Here is a 2560-nt window from a genome sequence, read left to right as displayed (position 1 = left end):
GACGACGCCTACCGAATGGTCAGCAACGACGTTCGGGAAGGGATCGGCATGCCGCGGCTGAGCATCGAAGTTGGGTCTCCGGCCGACCTGGTGGTCATCGATGCTGCTTCGCCCCGGGAGGCGATAGCCGATGCGCCGATGTCCCGTCGGGTCTACCGGAGGGGCGTGCTGGTGGCGTCGACCGATCAGCAGACAGCAGTTCATCGCAAAGAGTGAACGAGTTCGGCGGGAGGCCGAGACTTTCCTGTATATCTCTAGTTAAGGTTGGATGGTATAAACATGCACACAGGAGTGTTTCTTTTCGGGGGCGTCGAGATGGAGGACGCCGGGTCGGGCCCGCCGGCACCGACTGATCGTCGCTCCGACGCCCGGAAGATCTGGGAGACCACCGAACGGATCATCGACATGGGAGTCGTGTCGGAGCAACTCGGGTTCGACTCGTACTGGCTGACCGAGCATCACTTCCAGCACGAGGGGTACGAGGTGATCCCCAACGGGATCCTCATCGGGACAATCCTGGCCGAGCGCACCGAACGGATCAAGATCGGCATGGCGTTCAACGTCGTCCCGCAGTGGCATCCACTACGACTGGCCGAGGACTTCGCCACGCTTCACAACATCTCAGGAGGTCGGGGGATCCTGGGGGTGGGACGGGGCACCGTGCCGCGCGAAGCCGAGACGCTGGGAGCGAAGATCGGCAGCTTCGACAACCCGGATAAGGCCGCGGCCGATCAGGAGAATCGCGAACATTTCGAGGAGGCCATGCAGATCATCAAGATGGCCCTTGACCAGGAGACGTTCTCGTTCCACGGCAAGCACTACGACTTCCCGCCGCCGGGGATCCCCGATCGGGGCGGCGAGGTGGAGGAGCTGACCCTGGTGCCCCGACCGCTGTATCCGTACGAGACGTGGCAGGCCATCACCTCACCGCCGACTCTCGAACTGGTTCCCAAGTGGGGCTGGGGTGGTGTCTGGTGGAATATCAATCCCAAGTTCCTGAAGATGTTCTGGGAGCGCTATGCGGAGATCTACGAGGAGACCCACGGTCGCACGCTCGAGCGGGGTGAGAACCGGATGCTGGTTCTGAGCACACGGGTCGAGGACACCCACGAGAAGGCCGTCGAGGCGATCCGACCAGGCCACGACGAGTTCTGGAAGTTTCTCGGACCCTACGGTTGGAGCAAGGGCTACATGGGCGACGACGGCAAACCGGCGCCCATGGGGTTGGTGCCGACCCTCGAGGAGACACTCGATCAGAAGATCTTCGCGGTCGGCACGGCCGAGGACGTGGCCGAACAGATCGCCTGGTACGACGAGCAGATCGGCATCGAGAACCTCCTGCTGTTCCCAGGCATGCCCGGTGACAAATACGAAGACATCGAGGAGCAACTTGGCCGTCTTGCGGGTGACGTGTTGCCCAAGCTTGGCTGAGAGGCGAGCCCGATATGGCCAACATCATCACTTGCGCACCGACTAGTTCGATCCACACTCCGTCGATATCGCCCCATCTGCTGGCGGCTCCTAACGAAGCACACCGCCTGCTGGGCCTTAAGGGTCCTGCATGTCGGAGTGCTGGGTGAGTCGGCTTCTTTACTTTCTGATCGTGGTGACGGCGTTATTCGTCGGATGCTCGGCTGGCACCCCGGAGGTTCCTCTTGGCCCTGACGGGGAACCAGACCGGGAGCTGACGGTCGGTCGTGACTTGTGGTCGCAACGTTGCGCCAGCTGCCATGGGAAAGACGGCGGCGGTAACAGCGGGCCAAAGTTAAGCGGCGGGAGAGTGGGGGAGAAGTTCCCGGATCCCGCTGAGCAGAAACAGTTGATCCTCGAAGGTAAAGCTGGCATGCCGGCGTTCGCTGGGGAACTCAGCAATAGTGAAATTGAGGCCGTCGTGCGTTACACACGCGAGGTACTGGGCTGAGCGGTTATTCCTACTGACTTTTGAACCGCACTTCTTTGGGGCAACGGGTTCCTGTCCAGGGGGGAGTCGTTGACACGCTACTGATGGGAAATTACAGTGGCTAAAGTAATATTAATCAAAGTAAAGCATTCCTACAACTGCGACTGACCTGTATTTCCGTAGGGTCACCGCGAGAAAGTCGAGTTGACCATGGCCATCACCGGAGCTCACACCCTGTTCTACACCTCCGAGGTCGACGCCTTCCGTGCCGTGATGCGCGATGCGCTCGAGCTCCCGATCGCGGCCGAAGACGGTGACTTTATGGTCTTCGGTCTTCCTCCAACCACGATGGAGCCCCACTCCGGTCCGCCGGAGTTGGATATCCACCCCGGCGATCGGCCCACCCACGAGGTGTCTTTCATGTGTGACGACCTCAACGCGACGATCGTGGAATTGCGGGCCAAGGGGGTTGAGTTTCGGGGCGAACCGATTGACAAGGGTTGGGGCGTCGTCATCGTGATGGTGCTACCGGGCGGGGTCGAGGTGGTCCTGTACGAACCAGGCGACTACTAGGCCGTTATCTGAGCATGAACACTGCTGGCGGAAACTGCGAACACGCCGCTCTGGCTATAAGAAACCCGACCCCGCAGACGCCGCCGC

3 protein-coding genes are annotated in these 2560 nt (G+C 61.0%); all 3 read left to right on the top strand.

Annotated features, from left to right (window positions below; translation table 11 throughout):
- On the top strand, positions 1 to 216 hold a 216-nt coding region (locus tag OSA81_13650; GenBank protein MDE0900046.1), incomplete at its 5' end, for a hypothetical protein.
- 63 nt (positions 217 to 279) lie between these two features.
- Positions 280 to 1431 (top strand): LLM class flavin-dependent oxidoreductase, encoded by a 1152-nt coding sequence (locus OSA81_13645; GenBank protein ID MDE0900045.1) that lies wholly within the window; start codon positions 280 to 282, stop codon positions 1429 to 1431.
- Between the two features lie 679 nt (positions 1432 to 2110).
- Entirely contained in the window at positions 2111 to 2473 is a 363-nt protein-coding gene (locus OSA81_13640; protein ID MDE0900044.1) for a hypothetical protein, read from the top strand.
- The last annotated feature ends 87 nt before the right edge of the window (positions 2474 to 2560 follow it).

It is taken from the genome of Longimicrobiales bacterium, from assembly GCA_028823235.1.
Lineage (GTDB): Bacteria > Gemmatimonadota > Gemmatimonadetes > Longimicrobiales > Gaopeijiaceae > UBA2589.
Note: the sequence above shows the minus strand (reverse complement) of the source record. Positions and strands in the feature narration are given on the sequence as shown.